Genomic DNA, 17637 nt, shown 5'->3' with positions numbered 1-17637 from the left:
GTCACGGCACCTCGACCGTGTCGGTGCGGACCACCTCCGACAGCAGGTGCTTGCCGGACAGTGGCGTCGGATACCACGCGAACCGCAGCGCCGACGCGTCGTGCCAGGCCGCGCCGACATAGATGGTGGGGTAGTCGACCATCGACTCCGGCCGCGTCCGCCGCCCGGCCCTGAACACCTGGTGGGCCAGTGGCGCCGAGGTGGCCACGTCCAGCACGGTGACCTGCAGGTCGAAGGGCCACTGCATGCCCCGCCAGACCACGGCGGCCCGGGTGCCGTCCGGCGACAGGCGTACGTCGACGGGCAGCACCTCGCCTCCGGGCAGGTTCAACAGGTATGAGCGGCGCGTGGCCAGGTCGTACACGGTGACGGCCGGGCCGGGGCCCTGGCCGGGCACCGGGTTGAACGCCCACTGCACCAGCCGGCCCGACTGCAGCGACGGGGCCGGGATGCCCTCCGTCACCGACTGCGGTCTGGGCAGCGTGCGCAGGTCGGCGACCTTGTGCTCGGCGCCGCTGGCCAGGTCGTGCGCCATCACCACGTCGTCGCGGTCGAGGTAGGCGTACCGCTCGTCGACGCCGACCAGGCCGACGGTGTGGCACTGCTTGCGCACGTTGCGCGACAGCCGTCGCTCGCCGGTCGCGTCGTACAGCTCCAGCCGGAACTCCAGGTTCGTGACACACGCGCCGTCCGTACGCCGGTGGCCGGGGTCGAGGTCGCGCGAGCCGAGCAGCGCCAGCCCGCCCGACGGCGTGGGCACGATGGCGTCGACCGAGGTGAGCAGCGTGTTGCGATAGCGCAGCGGCAGCCCCCGGCCGTCGTCGGCAAGCTCGCCGAAGTCGGGGAAGACCACGGTGGCGTCGGGCAGGGTCACCTCGCGGAAGTTCTGGAGCGTCATCGGCCCGTGGTAATCGACGTTCGACTCCGACTCGTACGCTCCGCGCCAGGCATTGATCATCCGCTGGGCGGACGGACCGGTCAGCTCGCGCGGCGCGGGCGAGGCGGATGCGCTCGCGCTGGTGGTGGGACGGGGCGAGACGGCCGGGTCCGGGCCCTTGGCACGGGCTGTCCAGATCGGCACCGCGGTGACCACGGCGACCAGACCGGCCAGCACCGCCGTGGTGGTGGCCACGCGGCGGCGGCGCAGCTGTACGCCCCGTCGCTGGACGGCCGCGACCCCCGCGGCGGGGACCCGGCTCGCGCCCGGGGCGGCCGCGTGCAGCAGCGCGCTGATCTCGGCCGGGATGTCGTCGGCGAACTCGTCGTTCATCGGGTGCCCTCCTCGTCGTGCAGGGCCGCGCGCAGGTGGCTCAGCGCGCGAGAGAGTCGGCTCTTGACGGTGCCCTCGGACAGGCTGAGGGCGGCGGCGGTCTCGGCGGTGGACAGCTGCAGCAGCACCCGGCACACCACCACCGAGCGCTGCGCCAGCGGCAGCGTGTCCAGCAGGGCGAGCGCGGTCGGGTCGGCGCTGTCGGCAGCCGGTTCCGACTCGGGCAGCGGCCGCTCCCGGCGGACCTTGCGCCACCAGGAGGTAGCCCAGTTGAGCCCGACGCGGTAGAGCCAGCCGCCGGGGTTGGCGTGGGTGCGCAGCTGCGCCCAGCGCGCGTACCCCCGGGCCATGGCCTCGTCGGTGGCCTCGGCGGCCAGCGTCGGATCTCGTAACGTGACGGCCAGCGCGCGGAACACCCGCTCGCGCTGGCCGGCGTAGAACTCCTCGAACTCCGCCGCCGCGTCGGAACGCGGGGCGGCGGCGCTCAAGGTCACCGCGGACGGCATCTGCATGCCACATACACGCGCGTACCCTATGCGCCGTTCCCGGCGATCGTGGACCTTCTCGAGGCAATAGTTACGGGCGTGGGAGACTGGGTAACCATGAGCGATCTCCGACCCGGACAGTCGATCTTCACGCGCGGCGCAGTGGACCTGAGTGGCCTGGCCAACCGGCCCGCCGCCCCGGCCACGCCCGCGTCGACCTCGGCCGACAGCGGCGCGCCCGAGCCCTCCGGCGGCACCTTCCCCGGCGCGCCCGCGGGCGGCGGCAACGTGGTGGACGTGACCGAGGCGAACGTGCAGACCGAGGTGCTGGAACGGTCGATGGCCACCCCGGTCGTGGTGGCGTTCCTGGCCCCCGGCTACCCCGAGGTGCAGCAGCTGGCCGACGCGCTGGAGCAGTTCAACGCCGCCGACGGCGGCCTGTGGGTGCTCGCCCGCGTCGACGTGCAGGCCAACCCGCGTCTGGCCGCCATGTTCCGGGTGCAGAGCGTGCCCACCGTGTACGCCGTCGTCGGCGGCCAGCCCGTCGACGCCTTCGCCGGCCCGGTCCCGCCCGCGCAGCTGCGCCAGTGGCTGGACGCGGTGCTGCGCGCCGGCGGTGTGCAGGTGGCCGTGCCGGAGGACCCGCGCCTGGCCGAGGCCGACGACGCGCTGATGATGGGCGACCTGGACGAGGCCGAGCGCGCGTACCGCAAGATCCTTTCGGACGCGCCCCGCGACGCCGCCGCCGAGGCGGGCCTGGCCCAGGTCGTGCTGGCCAAGCGCGTCGCCGGGGTGGACCCGCAGGCCGCGCTCGCCGAGGCCGACGCCAACCCCGACGACCTGCCCGCGCAGCTGCGCGCGGCCGACGTCGAGGTGCTGGGCGGCCAGGCGGAGCAGGCCTACCAGCGGCTGGTGAATCTGGTGCGCCGGGTCTACGGTGACGATCGGGAGACGGTGCGCCAGCACCTGGTGTCGCTGTTCGCCGTCGCCGGGCCGGACGACCCCGCGGTGGCGGCCGCGCGGCGTGCGCTGGCCAGCGCGTTGTTCTAGCCGCACAGCGTAGGTCCAGGGGAGAGGCGTATGCGCCGGATCGCGGTCCTCGACGCACCGTCCAACCTGGGCCTGCGCCCGCCCACCGAGACGTCCGTCCCCGGCTGCGCCAAGGCGCCCGGGGCGCTGCGTGACCGGCAACTGCTGGCGCGCCTGGACGCCCGGGACGCGGGCTGCCTCACTCCGCCCCGCTACGACCCCGGTGACTGGCGCCCCGGCGACGGGGTGTGCCACACGCCGCAGCTGCACTCGTACACGGTGCGGCTGGCCGAGCGGATCGGCGCGATCGTCGACGCCGGGGAGTTTCCGCTGGTGCTGGGCGGGGACTGCTCGATCACGCTCGGCTCGGCGCTGGCCATGCGCCGCCTCGGCGAGGAGGTCGACGGCCGGATCGGGCTGGTCTTCGTGGACGGGCACTCCGACTTCCGGCACCCGGGCAACGCCCCGTACGTCGGGGCGGCCGCCGGGGAGGATCTCGCCCTGGTCACCGGGCGGGGGCAGACCGAGCTGGCCGGGATCGAGGGGCGGCGGCCCTACTACCGCGACACCGACGTCGTCGTGCTCGGCATCCGGGAGCACGACGAGTACCGCCTCGACCTGCAGGCCGCCGGGTTCGCGGTGCGCCCGGCGACCGCGCTGCGCGCCGAGGGCGCCAAGCGGACCGCGCAGTGGGCTCGCGAGCGGCTGGCCGACTGCGCCGGGTACTGGGTGCACCTCGACGTGGACGTGCTCGACCCGGCGGTGATGCCCGCCGTGGACGCCCCCGAGCCCGGCGGCATCGCCCTCACCGAGCTGGAGCTGCTGCTCAACGGCCTGGTCAGCACCCCCGACTGCCTCGGCATGGAGCTGACCGTGTTCGACCCCGACCACGACCCCGACGGCCGGTACGCCGCCGAACTGGTCCAGGCGCTGGTGTCCGGGCTGGCCCCGCTGCTGCCGCCCAAGCGCGCCGGGCGCGTCTCGACCCAGCCCCGCCTCGCGGGCCAGCCCCGCGTCCCCACCCAGCGCACCCCCACCGACCGCCGCGCCGTCGCCTGACCCGCCCCGCCCCGCCCCGCCCCGCCGCGCCCCGCCCTGCCCCGCCGCACCCCGGCCCCGCCGCGCCCCGCCCCAAGATCACTCGACTTGCCGGGCAATCGGGCGTATCTTGCGCCCCTATTACCCCAGGTGCCGGGCAACTTAGATGATCTTGCGCGGCGCGGCGCGGCATGGCACGGCGCGGCACGGCGCGGCACGGCGCGGCACGGCGCAGTGTGGCGCGGTGTGGCGCGGTGTGGCGGTTGGGGGGGCGTGGGGCCGAGCGGGGGGAGTCGTGTGGGTCGCATGGGGGCGACCGTCACGTGGCGCTGGATCGACCGGCGGTTACTGTGTCTGCCATGTCCGATGTCCTGGCCACGGCGACCACGGTCGTCTCCCTGCTGCTCGCCGTGATCGCGCTGATCGCCTCGGCGCGCGACCGAGCGCCCGACCAGGTGCAGTTCGCCGGCACCGTCGTGGTCAACGTGGTGGCGGTGCTGCTGCTGGCCGCGGCCGTGGTGACCTGGGTCGGCGGCACTGGCCCGCGCGAGGTCGCGACCTTCGTCGGGTACGGCCTCACGCTGGCGCTGCTGCCCGCGGGCGCCTGGATCGTCGGCAAGATGGAGCCGACCCGTTTCGGCAGCCTGATCGTCGGCGTCGCCGCCCTGATCATGCCGGTGCTGGTCCTGCGCATGGGGCAGGTGTGGGGTGCCTGACGGTCTCAACCGCGGCCTGGGCCGGGTGCTGGTCTTCGTTTACGGCCTGTTCGCCGTCGCCGCCACCTCCCGGGCGAGCGTGCAGATCATCACCAAGTTCGCCGAGGCGCCGGTGTCGTACCTGCTCAGCGCCGTCGCCGCGGTGATCTACATCGTGGCCACCGTCGGCCTGGTGCGCGGTGGCGCGCACGGGCGGCGACTGGCCCTCGCCTGCTGCAGCGTGGAGCTGTTCGGCGTGCTCGCCGTCGGCACGCTCAGCGTGCTGGCGCCGCAGGACTTCCCCGACCAGACCGTGTGGTCGGGCTTCGGCGAGGGCTACGGCTACCTGCCGCTGGTCCTGCCCGTGCTCGGCCTGCTCTGGCTGCGCCGCTCCACCATGACCTCCGCGGCCTGATTCCCGCGTCGTCCCGCTGTGCCGGAGGTCCGGACGAGGTCCGGCCCGGGGCGGGTGGCGAACGAGGCGAGCCCCGGCTGGATCCGGCCGGGGCTCGCTCATGTCATACGGCTGCGGTCAAGCAGCAGCCGTATGACGGTCGGCGATTGTCAGAAGTTGCGGGCCCAGAAGTAGTTCCACTGGGAGAAGAGCACGCCGTTGGTGCCGGCGACTGGATCTTTCCCCGACGGCCACAGGGTTCCGTTGTGGAGCCAGCCGAACCGCTTCTGGAAGTACGACGACGAGGTCGACATGTTCTCGTTGTAGTGCGTGTTCGTGATTTGTTTCGACCGTCCGCCCGCGGCCACCTCGGGATCGACCCCGACGGTGGTGGTCTGGCTGCCGCAGGTGGCACCCCACTGCGGGTGCGACCCGGCAGCGTCGATCAGATCGTTGTTGTAGATCGCCTCATGCACGGCTCGATGGTCGTGGTGGCTGTAGTCGTAGCAGGCGGTGTAGTGACCGGCCAGGTTGGAGTATGCCGCGGCGACCACGCCGTACTCGTTGGTCAGCGGCAGTCGCGTCGCGCGGTTGGCGCGTACGTAGTCGACCGCCCATACCACCTCGGCGTCCGTGAGGTTGCCGTCGCCCAGATCGAACTCCACTCTGGCCGAGGTGCTGCCGACATACCAGGTCACCTGCTGTGCGGCGGACTGCTGCAGCGCCGGCACCTCGTTCAGGTTGCTCGGGACCGGAACTCCGGCCGTCGGGTTGGTGCCGGTGCACCCGGTGCTGCCCCAGGCGGGGTTGCACCCGGTCATGCCCGCGGCATTCGGGCCCCCCGAATCCGTGCCCCCGGCCGGTGCGACGTCGGTGTACTTCGTCATGTTGTAGCCGGCCGAGGTGTTCTCCGCCCTGACGAAGTCGTTGAGGTAGGCGTCTGCGGCGGACTGGTCGTCGAGCCAGGCGTTGAGGCTCGCCATCCGAGCAGCCTTGCAGGAGGGCAGGTCGCCCTCGGTGATGGACACGGTTCCCCACGGACTGCCGAGGTCCAGGGTGCGGGTGCTGCAGTAGCCCGTCTTCTCGCCCATGGTCAGGGTGATGAAGACCGGGTAGTTGGCGGACGAGTCCTGCACCAGCGACCAGGCCTCGAAGACATCGTCGGGGTGGGGGCTGACGAAGTACTGGATGTGTGTCTTCGTCGTCGTGATGGCCTGTGCCGCGGCGGTGGGCGCTGCGGCGGTGAACGCGACGGCGAGGCTGGCGGTGACTGTTGCCGCCCACACTGTCCGGATCGTGCGCGAAGCCACGAGAAGGGTCCCCGTTTCGTCGAAGGATCAAGCCAGCGCAGTCTAGGGAACTGCCCTGCGCGGCGCCGTCCCCCGGCGCCGCGCCTGCCGATTGATTCCTCGCCGATCGGAGCAACCTCCGCTCGCCCGCTCCGTGTTCGAGGGGTGAGAACGAGGAGGACGGGATGGCCAAGGACGTCGGCGGGTTCCGCGAGTTCGCCGCGAGCCGGATGGACGGCTGGCGGCGGACCGCCTACCTGCTCTGCGGCGACTGGCACGCCGCCGACGACATGGTGTCGGCGGCGCTGACCGGCCTGTACCGGCACTGGGACCGGGTGTCGCGGATGGAGCATCCCGACGCCTACGTGCGTACGTCGATGCTGCGGGCGATGCTCAACGAGCGCCGCCGCCCCTGGCGCCGGGAACGCTCTGTGGAGTTCCTGCCGGAGCAGGCCGCGACCGGGCCCGGCGCGGACGGCGTCGACCAGTACCTGGACGTCACCGCCCTGCTCGCCGAACTGCCGGCCCGCCGCCGGGCGGTGCTCGTGCTGCGCTACTTCTGCGACCTGTCGGTCGAGGAGACCGCCGCCGAGCTCGGCTGCTCGACCGGCACCGTCAAGAGCCAGACGTCCCGGGCCCTGGAGGCGCTGCGCGCGCGCCTCGGGGGTGCCGGGCTGGTCGCCGAGGAGGCCTGAACATGCACGATCTGTCCCACCGGATGCGCGCCGCGGTCGACGTATCGCCGCCGACCCGGATCGATCTCGACACCTTCATCGCCGGTGAACAGCGCCGTTCCCGCAGGATGCGCTGGGCCGGCGCGGCCACCGGGGCGGCCGCCCTGGTCGCCGGCGTGCTCACGCTGCCGCCGCTGCTGACCGGCGGTGGCAGCACCCCCGCCGCGGTCGTCGGTACCTCTGGCGCCGCAGCCTGCCCCACCCCTGGGCCGGTGCCCACCGCGTCGCCGGAGCCCGGCACCGGCGGGCCACTGCCCGTGGACTGCGCGCAGACCGTGCCCCGGTTGGCCGGAGCGGTGCGCGCCGCACTCGCGACGCTGGTCCCGACGGCGCGGGTCACCGCGCACGATGCGAGCGTCTTCGTCTTCACTCCTCGCCGCGGGCTGTACCAGGCGCTGTTCGAACTGGAGCGCCCGGACGGAGTTGGCTTCCTTACCGTCGAGGTCGGCCGGGCGGAGCACGAGGCGCCGGAGTTGAACGCGGAATGTGACATGGCAGGCCCGGCCTGCACCTATGAGCGGACGGCGGCCGGGACGGTGCTGCTGTCGGTGGCGCAGGGCGGCCAGAGCCGCGCCCAGGCGTACCTGCCGGACGGCACGTTGGTCAGTGCTTACGCCTACGAGCAGGCCGAGAACTACGTCGGATCCCCGCCACTGACCGCCGAACAGCTGCTCGAGTTGGTGCGCACCGACGGGCTGGGACTGTTCCCGGACGGGCCGGTCGGTCCGTCTCCAGCTCGGGACAAACTGGCGGACCTGCTGTCCACGCAGCTGGCGTCGTTCCTGCACGAGCTCGTGCCCGAGGCCAGGTTCGACCAGCCACGCGTGGAGGGTGCGCCCGCCACGGGTTACCGCACCGTGGTCGACCTGGGGTCCTACGGCACCCTCGACATCACCTTCACACCGTTCTCGTGCGGCTCCGAGGTTGCCTGCAAGGCAGGTGAGAGCGGTGGCACGACCGGGCCGATCCGACCGGACAGCGCCGCCGAGGGGATCACCGCGGAAGGGCCGATCAACGATCTGCTCAAGGAGGGCTCGACCCTGGTGGACCTGGGGAACGCCCTGCACTACTGAGGGGTGAAGCCCTGCACTGCTGAGGGGTGAAGCCCTGCACTGCTGAGGGGTGAAGCCCTGCACTGCTGAGGGGTGAAACGGTGCGACCCCGGTCGGTGTCACCGACCGGGGTCGCGTCACGCGGTGACCTCAGCGCAGGCCACGCAGGAACGCCTCGGTGATCGGGACGGCGGTGTCGGACGGGCGGATGCCCGCCTCCACGAACACCGCGAACGCGATGTCGCCCTGCCAGCCGATGAACCAGGCGTGGCTGTGGTCGGGGTTGTCGTCGTACTCGGCGGTGCCGGTCTTGCCCTGGACCGGGCCGCCGGGGACGTCCTTGAGCAGCGTCGCCGTGCCGTCGGTGACCACCTCGCGCATCATCGGCCGCAGCGCGGCCAGCACGTTGTCCTTGAGGGCGGGGCCGTCGGCGGCGGGCTTGGCCGGGGCGGGCTCGGTCAGCAGGATCGGCTGCTTCCACTGGCCGCGCGCGACCGCCGCCGCGACTCCGGCCATGGCGACCGGGCTGACGATGGTCTGGCCCTGGCCGAACGCGGCCGCGGCCTGCTCGGTGGCCGACCCGTTGGCCGACACCTTGCCGGTGAACGCGGGCGTGCCCAGGTCCCAGGCCTGGCCGAGGCCGAGCGAACCGGCGGCGGTGGCCAGCCCGTCCGGGCCCAGCTGCGGGGCCAGCGAGGCGAACGCGGTGTTGCAGGACTTGGCGTAGTCGACGTGGAACTGGACGTTGCCCAGCTCCAGGAAGTGCGAGTTCTTGAATTGGCGCCCGTCCACGGTGATGAACTTCGGGCAGGCCACGATCGTGCTCGGGGTGACCTTGCCCGCGTCCAGCAGCGCGTACGCGGTGACGGTCTTGAAGGTCGAGCCGGGCGGCACCTGCGCGTTGAAGGCCAGGTTGTCGTCGCCGCTGTTGGCCGCCGCGATGATCTTTCCGTCGCTGATCCGGATCGCCACCATGGCGCTGCGCTGCTTGACCGTCGCCAGCGCCTTCTCGGCGGCCACCTGCGCGGCCTGGTCGAGCGTGGTCTTCAGCGGCGTGCCGTTCTTGGCCTCGACCGTGTAGAGCGCCTCGTCCTGGGTGGTGCCGTCGGCCGCCTTGCGGGTCACCACGACCTTGATGCCGGCGGTGCCGCGCAGCAGGTCGTCGTACTGCTTCTGTATGCCGCCCAGGCCCGCCTGATCGCCGACGGCGTACACGCCGGGCTTGGCGTCCATGATCTCCTTGGTCACCGGGCCGACCGTGCCCAGCAGCGCGCGGGCGAAGGTGCGCGTCGGCGACAGCAGCCACTGCTCTTCACGGAAGACCGTGCCGTCCAGCGCCCGCAGCCGGTCGCGGATCGGGTCGTACACCTCCCGCCGCAGCGTCACCACCTCGACGAACGACATCGGCTGGGCGGCTTTGACCCTGGTGGCCAGGTCGGCCACGCTCACGTCGACCTTGCCGCTCTTGAGGATCGTGTCGATGTCCTTGACCAGCTGGTCCAGGTCCTTGACCTTCTGCGGTTCCACCCCGACCACGACGACCGGCCGCGGCTTGACGATCGGCTCGCCCGCCCCGTCGAGCACCCCGGCCCGCACCGGCGCGATGCGCCGCACGGCCAGCGCGTCGCCGAAGGTGAGCTTCGGGTGCACCACGGCGGGCTCCCAGATCACCCGCCAGGTGTCCTTGGCCTTCGACATGCGTACCGTGGTGGTGTATTCCCAGGTCGTGCCGTTGGGCAGTGGCTGCTTGACGACGACCTCGGCGGTGGCCAGTTCGGCGCTGACCACGGGGTCGGCCTTCTTGGTCACCGCGGGCGGGGTCTGGGCGAGGCTGCCCTCCAGCGCCCGCAGTTCGGTGCCGACCGCCGCCGGGTCCAGCCGCTCGCCGCTGGCCTTGACGAAGTTCACATTGTCGAAGGTCGCCTTCGGCCACCCGGCGAGGAAGGAGTCCAGCATCGGTGCCGGACCGGCCTCCTCGGAGCAGGCGGCGAGGGCGGGAAACAGCAGGGTGAGGGAGAGCAGGGAGAGGATGATCCTGGGGCGTCGAGAGGCCATGTCGGCATTCTGCCGCAGTCGTACCAGCGGTAGGAGTGGCCGTGGTGTCCAAGACTGGACTGCCGCCGTGCACGTGTCGGCGGCACCCGTGCGAGATCCTCGACGACAAGGCTGATTAGGCTGGGGGCGACGACGGGACGGCCCCTCAGACGGCCCGTCCCACCAACGACCCACAGCGCGGTGGGCGAAGGGGAGTGGCTTTCCATGGAGTCTGGCGGCCGAGTCGACGGCGGCACCGTTCCGGAAGTGGCGGCGGGAGCGAGCGGCGATACCGTCCGGATCGAGGGCACGCCGCAGGCGCGGCCCGACGATCTCGACGACACCGACCTCGACGAGCCCCTGCCGAACAGCGAGCGGCTGATCGCGGCCGCGGTCGCGCTGGCGGCGGCGGGCGGACCGAGCGGCCCAGGCGGCGGGACGGACGCGACGAGCCTGACCGACGAGCGGCTGGCCGAGGCGCAGCTGGTCCAGCGGTACTGGCGCTTCGCCCCTGACGAGGAACTGGCCGACCTGACCCCGGCTCGACTGGTCGAGGCGGCGCGCGCGCACCGCGAGCTGGCCGCGCAGCGGCGCCCGGGGGAGCTGAAGCTGCGCCTGTCGCTGTCGGGCGCCCCGCGCCACACCGTCGTCGAGATCGTCACCGACGACATGCCGTTCCTGGTCGACTCGGTCACCGCGGCGCTGAGCGCCCGCAAGGACGTGCAACTGCTGGTGCACCCGGTGATGGTGGTGCGCCGCGACGACGAGGGCAACCTGGCCGAGGTCTGCGCCGAGGTGGAGCCCGACGACGCGATCGACGGCGACCTGGTCGAGAGCTGGATGCGCATCGAGGTCGGGGCCATCCGCGATGAGGCGGAGCTGGAGCACCTGCGCGCCGACCTGGAGCGGGTGCTGGGCGACGTACGGCGGGCGGTCGAGGACTGGCCGGCCATGCGGGCCAAGGCGCTGACGCTGGCCGACGAGATCGCCACGGCCGAGCTGCCCGTCCCCGACCGCGACATCACCGACTCGGTCGAGCTGCTGCGCTGGCTGGCCGACCACCACTTCACCTTCCTCGGCTACCGCGAGTACGAGCTGGTCAAGGTCCCTGGCGCCGGCGGCGACACCGACCTGATGCGGGCCGTGCCCGACACCGGCCTGGGCATCCTGCGCGGTGACGGCTCGACCGCCCGGACGCTGGAGTCGATGACGCCCGAGGCGCAGCACAAGGCGCTGGAGAAGCGGCTGCTGGTGATCACCAAGGCCAACTCGCGCTCGACCGTGCACCGCTCGGCGTACCTGGACTACCTGGGCTTCAAGACGTTCGACGCCGAGGGCAACGTCACTGGCGAGCGCCGTTTCCTGGGCCTGTTGTCCTCGGCCGCCTACCGCACCAGCGTGCGGCAGTTGCCGGTGATCCGGCGCAAGGTCGACAGCGTGCTGGACCGGTCTGGTCTGTCGGCCAAGAGCCACTCCGGCAAGGACCTGCTGGAGATCATGGAGACCTACCCGCGCGACGAGCTGTTCCAGATCTCCACCGATGACCTGTACCACGCGGTGACCGGGGTGCTGCGCATGGCGGGCCGCCGCCAGCTGCGGCTGTTCCTGCGCCGCGACGGGTACGGCCGGTTCATCTCCTGCCTGATCTTCCTGCCCCGGGACCGGTTCACCACCGTGCACCGGCTGGCCATGCAGGAGATCCTGCTGCGCGAGCTGAACGGCATCGGCGTCGACTACACCACCCGCGTCAGCGAGTCGAACCTGGCCCGGATCCACTTCATCGTGCGCACCGACCCGGCCAACCCGCCGGGCGAGATCGACGCGGACGCGCTGGCCGAGCTGCTGGGCGACGCCACCCGCAACTGGGACGACGACTTCCGGCTGGTGCTGGAGCGCAAGGTCGGCGACGAGCAGGCCAAGGCGCTGGCGGCCCGCTACACCGACGCGCTGCCGGAGACGTACAAGGACGGGCACCTGGCCTACGAGGCGGTGCAGGACCTGGCCAAGCTGGAGCTGCTGGAGGAGCCTGGCCAGCTGGAGATGCACCTGTTCCGGCGCAAGTTCACCGCGGGCACGGGCAGCACGGTCGAGCGGACCGGCCCCGGCAACGACGTGCGGTTCAAGGTGTACCGCCACGGTGAGCCGATGCTGCTGTCGGCGGTGCTGCCGGTGCTGCACTCCCTGGGCGTACAGGTCACCGACGAGCGGCCGTACGAGGTGCGCCGCGGCGACGCCAACATGTACGTCTACGACTTCGGCCTGCAGCTGCCCGCCGGTGCCCGCGACCTGGCCGAGGTGCGCGCGCACGTGGAGAACGCGTTCGCGGCCGCGTGGCGGCACGAGGCGGAGGTCGACGGCTTCAACGAGCTGGTGCTGCGCGCCGGGCTGACCTGGCGGCAGGTCGTGGTGCTGCGCGCGTACGCGAAGTACCTGCGCCAGGCCGGGACTGTCTACGCGCAGGAGTCGATGGAGGCGACGTTCACCACGTACCCGCAGATCGCGGCGATGCTGGTGGCGCTGTTCGAGACCCGGTTCGACCCGAGGCTGCAACTGGCCGACACCGAGCGGTCCAGCCAGGCCAAGGAGCTGGTGTCGGCGATCGGGCGGCAGCTGGAGTCGGTGGCCAGCCTCGACCAGGACCGCATTCTGCGCAGCTACCTGACGCTGATCCAGGCGACCCTGCGCACCTCGTTCTTCCAGCGGGCGGCGGACGGGCGGCCCAAGTCGTACGTCTCGTTCAAGCTGGACCCGCAGGCGATCCCGGACCTGCCCGCGCCCCGCCCCAAGTTCGAGATCTTCGTGTACTCGCCCCGCTTCGAGGGCGTGCACCTGCGCTTCGGCTCGGTCGCGCGCGGCGGTCTGCGCTGGTCCGACCGGCGCGACGACTTCCGCACCGAGATCCTGGGCCTGGTCAAAGCACAGATGGTCAAGAACGCGGTGATCGTGCCGGTGGGCGCCAAGGGCGGCTTCGTGCTCAAGCAGGCGCCGTCCCCGGCCGACCGGGACGCGTTCCAGGCCGAGGGCGTGGCCTGCTACCGCCGGTTCATCTCGGCGTTGCTGGACATCACCGACAACCTCGACGCGGGCAAGGTCGTGCCGCCGGTCGACGTGGTGCGCCACGACCACGACGACCCGTATCTGGTGGTCGCGGCGGACAAGGGGACGGCGACGTTCTCCGACATCGCCAACGAGATCTCCGCGTCGTACGGGTTCTGGCTGGGTGACGCGTTCGCCTCCGGTGGTTCGGCCGGGTACGACCACAAGAAGATGGGTATCACCGCCCGGGGCGCCTGGGAGTCCGTGAAGCGGCACTTCCGCGACATGGGGCACGACACGCAGACGCAGGACTTCACCGTGGTCGGCGTGGGCGACATGTCTGGTGACGTGTTCGGCAACGGCATGCTGCTGAGCGAGCACATCCGGCTGGTGGCCGCCTTCGACCACCGCCACATCTTCCTCGACCCGAACCCGGACGCGGCGTCCTCCTACGCCGAGCGGCGGCGCATGTTCGACCTGCCGCGCAGCTCGTGGGCCGACTACGACCTGGAGCTGGTGTCCGAGGGCGGCGGGGTGTTCCCGCGTACCGCCAAGTCGATCCCCATCTCGGCGCAGGTGCGCGCGGCACTCGGCCTGGCCGAGACGGTGACCGCGATGAGCCCGCCGGAGCTGATGAAGGCGATCCTGCTCGCCCCGGTCGACCTGCTGTGGAACGGCGGCATCGGCACCTACGTCAAGGCGACCACCGAGTCGCACGCCGACGTCGGCGACAAGGCCAACGACGCCATCCGGGTCAACGGCGCCCACCTGCGGTGCAAGGTGGTCGGCGAGGGCGGCAACCTGGGCCTCACCCAGGCCGGACGCATCGAGTACGCCCGCAAGGGCGCCCAGGGCGCCGGTGGCCACATCTTCACCGACTTCATCGACAACTCGGCCGGCGTGGACTGCTCCGACCACGAGGTCAACATCAAGATCCTGCTCGGCGCGGACACGTCGCTGAGCCTGGAGGCCCGCAACGAGCTGCTGGCCAGCATGACCGACGAGGTCGGCACGCTGGTGCTGCGGGACAACTACGGCCAGGCCCGCGCGCTGGGCAACGCCCGCTCGCAGACGCTGTCGCTGCTGCCGGTGCACCGCCGGGTGCTGACGGCACTCGAACGCGCCGGAAAGATCGACCGTGCGCTGGAGGGCCTGCCCACCGACGACGAACTGGTGGTCCGCGGCGAGAACGGCGAGGGCCTGTCCACACCCGAGTTCGCCGTGCTCATGGCGTACGTCAAGATCGCGCTGGAGGAGGAGATCGTCTCCTCCGACCTGCCCGACGACCCGTGGACCGCCGAGACGCTCGCCGAGTACTTCCCGGTCCCGCTGCGGCACATGACCAAGGAGATGGCCGAGCACCGGCTGCGCCGCGAGATCGTCACCACGGTCCTGGTCAACGAGACGGTCAACCGGGGCGGCACCACGTTCGTGCACCGGGCCGTCGAGGAGACCGGCGCGTCGGTCGCCGAGGTGCTGCGCGCGTTCGAGGTCGTCTGGGAGGTCTTCGAGCTGCCCAAACTGTGGGCGGCCGTCGAGGCCACCGACAACCTCATCCCCACCGCCGCGCAGACCGAGGTCTACCTCAAGGCCCGCCGCCTGATGGACCGCGCCGTTCGCTGGCTCATCCAGAACCGGCGCTCGCCGCTGGACGTGCCCGCCGAGATCGCCCGGTTCAAGCCCGGCATCACCGCGCTCATGCCGCGCCTGTCCAGCCTGTTCCTGGGCGCCGAGCATGAGGCGATGAAGGCCCACGAGACCGAGCTGGTCGCGCTCGGGGCCCCGGTGGAGCTGGCCGAGTGGGGCGCGCGCACGCTGTACAGCTTCGGTCTGCTCGACGTCGTCGAGGTCGCCGCCGAGACCGGCCGTGACCTGGAGGAGGTCGCCGGGGTGTACTTCGCCCTGTCCGAGCGCTTCCGCGTCGACGACCTGCTGACGAAGATCTCGCAGCTGCCGCGCGACGACCGGTGGCAGACCCTGGCCCGCATGGCGCTGCGCTACGACCTGTACGCCGCGCTCGCCGCGCTGACCAAGGAGGTGCTGGCGGCCACGCCCGCCGACGCCGCGCCGCAGGACCGGGTGCAGCACTGGGAGCAGGCCAACGCCACGGCGACCGCGCAGGCGCGCAAGTCGATCGCGGAGCTGGACGAGGTGAAGGTGGACCTGGCCCCGCTGTCGGTGCTGCTCCGCCAGATCCGCACCCTGGTCCGCACCGCGGCCGCCTGACGGCGGGCGGCCGGGCGGCCGGGCGAGATGCCCACTTAGCATTGACGCTGGCCTATCCAGAAGACGGAATTCGAAAATCCGTCCACTGGATAGGCCAGTGTCGATGCTAAGACGGGGGCGGGGCCGAGGTCGCCGGAACGGGTCAGTTGAAGAACGTCTTCGCTGCCGCCTGGGCGTCGGCGTCGCTGTCGACGTCGCCGGGGCGGCTGCCGTTGCCCAGTAGGACGCCGCCCCAGTTCATGCCCAGGTAGCGCGCGCTCAGGCGCAGCGTCCCGACCAGCGGGTCGGCCGTGCTCGTGTCCGACGAGCTCAGCGCGCTGACCGCCCACATCGTCTTGCCGCCCATCCGGGCCCGGAAGTCCGCCCCCGGGACCCGCAGCCACGCCGACCAGTAGTCCAGGTACAGCTTCGTGGGGGCCGAGACGCTGTACCAGTACAGCGGGGAGGCGACGACGAGGTCGGTGGCGGCCAGGGTCGCCGACAGCAGGCGCTGCTCGTTGCCCTCGGGCTGCGGGTACACGCCGTCGGTGTGGCGCCGATCGGTGAACGGGGACAGCGGCAGGTCGGCCAGGTGCAGCCACTCCTGCGCGGTCCCGGCGGGCAGGTGCGCGGCGGCGGCGCGGGCCAGCGCCTCGGTGTTGCCGCCGTGCCGGGCGCTGCCCAGCAGGAAGAGGAAGCTGCGGTCGTCGGTCACCGGATACTCCTGTCGAATGAAATCCATGCCCGCGCATTAGATGCGCGGGCATGGATATGTTCGCAGCGGGGACCGGTGCGGGCAACCGAAAGTGACCGGCGCTACCCGGCCAGCCCCAGCACCTCGGCGGCGGCCCTACCGTTGGCGTGGCTCGCGCCGTACGTGGTGATGAAGGCCTGCGCACCGTGCGGCCGCCACCCGGCCGGCCAGCCCATCTCGACCACGGCCAGCGGGTGCACCGCGGCGAGCTGCTCGGCCAGCGAGCGGGCCGCCGGATTGCGGTGGGTGTGCCGCCCGACCAGCACGATCGGCCGTCCGGCCGCCGCGTCGAGCAGGGCGTCGACGCTGGTCTCGTCGGCCGCCACCGCCAGTTGCGGGGTGTCGGCCAGGTGCATGGTCAGCCCCCACGGCACCGCGCCCTCGGCGATGGTGTGCCCGGCCCGCAGCTGCACCACGAACGGGTGCTCGAACCCGGCCAGGCTGCCCTCGATGCTGACGGCGCGGCGGGCGGCGTCGTAGCCGAGGCGGGGGCTGGGCTCGATCTCGATGCTGCCGGCCGTCCACGCGGCGAGCGCGTCGTTGCGCGCGGCAGCCTGCTCGACCCGGGCCACGTCGAGGCTGCCGTCCTTGATCGCGGCGACGATGTCGGCCGCGACCTGCTCCACGATGGCCAGGTCGATGTCGGCGCCGAGGCAGAGCAGGTCCGCTCCGGCGTGCAGCGCGCGCACGGCGGCCGGGCCGATCCCTCCCGCGACCCGGAGCGCGCCCTGCATCTCCAGCGCGTCGGTGACGACCACGCCGGTGAAGCCGAACTCCTCACGCAGCAGGCCGGTCAGGATGGCCCGGCTGAACGTGGCCGGGTCGTCGCCGGTGAGCACCGGCACCCGGATGTGCGCGGTCATCACGGCCTTGGCGCCCGCCGCCACGATCGCCGCGAACGGGGGCAGTTCGCGCTCGCGCAGCACCTGCTCGGTGACGTCGACCGTGGGCAGGTCGTGGTGCGAGTCGGTGACGGTGGCCCCGTGGCCGGGGAAGTGCTTGGCACAGGCGGCGACACCGGCCTGCTGCAGCCCGACCACCGCGGCCGCGGCGTGCGCCGCGACCCGTACCGGGTCGGCCCCGAACGAGCGGGTGCCGATGATCGGGTTGTCGGTGGCGGTGTTGACGTCGACCGTGGGGGCCAGGTTGAGGTTGATGCCCGCGGCGGTCAGCTCCGTGCCGATCGCGTGGTACACCCGCCGGGTGAGGTCGAGGTCGCCGATCGCGCCCAGGGCGGCGTTGCCCGGGTACGGGCTGCCGGTGCGATGCGCCAGCCGGGTGACGTCGCCGCCCTCCTCGTCGATGGCGAGCAGCGCGTCCGGCCGCGCGGCGCGCAGTTGGGTGGTGAGGGTGGCGAGCTGGTCGGCGTCGGCGATGTTGTAGCCGAACAGCGTGTAGCCCGCCAGGCCCTGGGTGAGCAGGTCGGGGGCCCAATCCGGAGCGGTGTGGCCGGGGAACGCGGCCAGCAGCGTACGCAGGGCCAGGCGCCGCAGCCCGGGGTCGATGGTCACGGTGATCCTCCGCTTCCGTCGCCCGAACACGATGTTGGCCTTTTGGCCAGTGTGTCGGGTCTTGCCATCCATAGTGGGTTTGCGTGTCGAAGCCGTAGGCTACGGCCGTAC

Annotated in this window: 13 protein-coding genes; 7 read left to right on the top strand and 6 right to left on the bottom strand. The window is 72.1% G+C overall.

Annotation, left to right across the window (positions count from 1 at the left end):
* Position 1: 1 nt before the first annotated feature.
* Positions 2 to 1270, bottom strand: a complete 1269-nt coding sequence (locus KUA19_RS01550; protein WP_217394068.1) for a hypothetical protein — start codon at positions 1268 to 1270, stop codon at positions 2 to 4.
* The gene (locus KUA19_RS01545) at positions 1267 to 1782 is read right to left on the bottom strand and encodes an RNA polymerase sigma factor (protein ID WP_217394066.1); all 516 of its coding nucleotides are present in this window, start codon (positions 1780 to 1782) and stop codon (positions 1267 to 1269) included. Before KUA19_RS01545 ends, KUA19_RS01550 begins: the two co-directional genes overlap by 4 nt.
* 90 nt (positions 1783 to 1872) lie before the next feature.
* Between KUA19_RS01545 and KUA19_RS01540 the strand changes: the two genes are divergently transcribed.
* From KUA19_RS01540 to KUA19_RS01525, 4 genes are all read left to right on the top strand, one after another.
* A complete protein-coding gene (locus tag KUA19_RS01540) occupies positions 1873 to 2805 on the top strand; it encodes a tetratricopeptide repeat protein (protein WP_217394064.1) in 933 nt (310 codons plus the stop codon).
* 30 nt (positions 2806 to 2835) lie between these two features.
* A complete protein-coding gene (locus KUA19_RS01535) occupies positions 2836 to 3843 on the top strand; it encodes an arginase family protein (RefSeq protein ID WP_254548394.1) in 1008 nt (335 codons plus the stop codon).
* Positions 3844 to 4181: 338 nt separating this feature from the next.
* A complete protein-coding gene (locus KUA19_RS01530; protein WP_217394062.1) occupies positions 4182 to 4538 on the top strand; it encodes a hypothetical protein in 357 nt (118 codons plus the stop codon).
* Complete coding sequence (locus tag KUA19_RS01525; RefSeq protein WP_217394060.1) at positions 4531 to 4932, top strand: hypothetical protein; 402 nt, start codon at positions 4531 to 4533, stop codon at positions 4930 to 4932. The genes KUA19_RS01530 and KUA19_RS01525 overlap by 8 nt, the downstream gene beginning before the upstream one ends.
* A gap of 149 nt (positions 4933 to 5081) precedes the next feature.
* On the opposite strand, the gene KUA19_RS01520 is transcribed toward KUA19_RS01525, so the two are convergent.
* Complete coding sequence (locus KUA19_RS01520; protein WP_217394058.1) at positions 5082 to 6197, bottom strand: hypothetical protein; 1116 nt, start codon at positions 6195 to 6197, stop codon at positions 5082 to 5084.
* 188 nt (positions 6198 to 6385) lie between these two features.
* On the opposite strand from KUA19_RS01520, the gene KUA19_RS01515 reads away from it, so the two are divergent.
* Together KUA19_RS01515 and KUA19_RS01510 are read left to right on the top strand one after the other, a co-directional pair.
* The gene (locus KUA19_RS01515; protein ID WP_217394056.1) at positions 6386 to 6895 is read left to right on the top strand and encodes a SigE family RNA polymerase sigma factor; all 510 of its coding nucleotides are present in this window, start codon (positions 6386 to 6388) and stop codon (positions 6893 to 6895) included.
* Between the two features lie 2 nt (positions 6896 to 6897).
* Positions 6898 to 8007 carry a hypothetical protein gene (locus tag KUA19_RS01510; RefSeq protein WP_217394054.1) on the top strand — a complete coding sequence of 370 codons (1110 nt, stop codon included), beginning with the start codon at positions 6898 to 6900 and terminating at the stop codon, positions 8005 to 8007.
* Between the two features lie 129 nt (positions 8008 to 8136).
* On the opposite strand, the gene KUA19_RS01505 is transcribed toward KUA19_RS01510, so the two are convergent.
* On the bottom strand, positions 8137 to 10041 hold the full coding sequence (locus KUA19_RS01505) for a penicillin-binding transpeptidase domain-containing protein (RefSeq protein WP_217394053.1): 1905 nt from the start codon (positions 10039 to 10041) through the stop codon (positions 8137 to 8139).
* A gap of 204 nt (positions 10042 to 10245) precedes the next feature.
* On the opposite strand from KUA19_RS01505, the gene KUA19_RS01500 reads away from it, so the two are divergent.
* Positions 10246 to 15282, top strand: a complete 5037-nt coding sequence (locus tag KUA19_RS01500) for an NAD-glutamate dehydrogenase (protein WP_217394052.1) — start codon at positions 10246 to 10248, stop codon at positions 15280 to 15282.
* A gap of 142 nt (positions 15283 to 15424) precedes the next feature.
* Here KUA19_RS01500 and KUA19_RS01495 read toward each other — a convergent pair whose 3' ends face one another.
* Together KUA19_RS01495 and KUA19_RS01490 are read right to left on the bottom strand one after the other, a co-directional pair.
* Complete coding sequence (locus tag KUA19_RS01495) at positions 15425 to 16003, bottom strand: flavodoxin family protein (protein WP_217394051.1); 579 nt, start codon at positions 16001 to 16003, stop codon at positions 15425 to 15427.
* A gap of 74 nt (positions 16004 to 16077) precedes the next feature.
* Positions 16078 to 17526, bottom strand: coding sequence for a glycoside hydrolase family 3 protein (locus KUA19_RS01490; protein ID WP_217394050.1), 1449 nt, complete (start codon positions 17524 to 17526; stop codon positions 16078 to 16080).
* Positions 17527 to 17637: the final 111 nt, after the last annotated feature.

The organism is Catellatospora tritici (assembly GCF_019083965.1).
Classification (GTDB): domain Bacteria; phylum Actinomycetota; class Actinomycetes; order Mycobacteriales; family Micromonosporaceae; genus Catellatospora; species Catellatospora tritici.
Note: the sequence above shows the minus strand (reverse complement) of the source record. Positions and strands in the feature narration are given on the sequence as shown.